This window comes from Pseudomonas tehranensis, from assembly GCF_014268615.1.
GTDB lineage: Bacteria > Pseudomonadota > Gammaproteobacteria > Pseudomonadales > Pseudomonadaceae > Aquipseudomonas > Aquipseudomonas tehranensis.
The window spans coordinates 1-379 of record NZ_JABWQV010000509.1 but is presented as its reverse complement, the minus strand read 5'-3'; the positions used below and the strand labels follow the sequence as shown (position 1 = coordinate 379).

The window sequence follows — 379 nt, the reverse complement described above, 5'->3', positions numbered from 1 at the left end:
GAGGTAGGCCGGGTCGCGATGCCCGTCCGGACGCGCCACCACCAGGGTCGCGCCAGTGATCAGCGGCCAGAAGAACTCCCACACCGACACGTCGAAGCTGTACGGGGTCTTTTGCAGAACGCGGTCGTTCGGGCCAATCGGGAAGGCGTCCTGCATCCAGTGCAGGCGGTTCATCAAGGCGCCGTGTTCGTTCATCACGCCTTTGGGTTGGCCGGTGGAACCGGAGGTGTAGAGCACGTAGGCCAGGTCGTGAGCTTCAACGCTGATCGGCTCGAACGCTGGAGCCTGGGGCAGAGCGTCGAGGGTCCAGGCTTGATGTCCGGATGGCAGGCGCGACAGCCACTGCGCTTGGGTCAAGGTGACCTTGGCATCGGCGTCT

At 64.6% G+C, this 379-nt stretch carries 1 protein-coding gene; it reads right to left on the bottom strand.

The genetic code is table 11. The features are described from left to right. The coding region (locus HU811_RS27210; RefSeq protein ID WP_225248503.1) for an AMP-binding protein at positions 1-379 on the bottom strand (379 nt) is incomplete at both ends.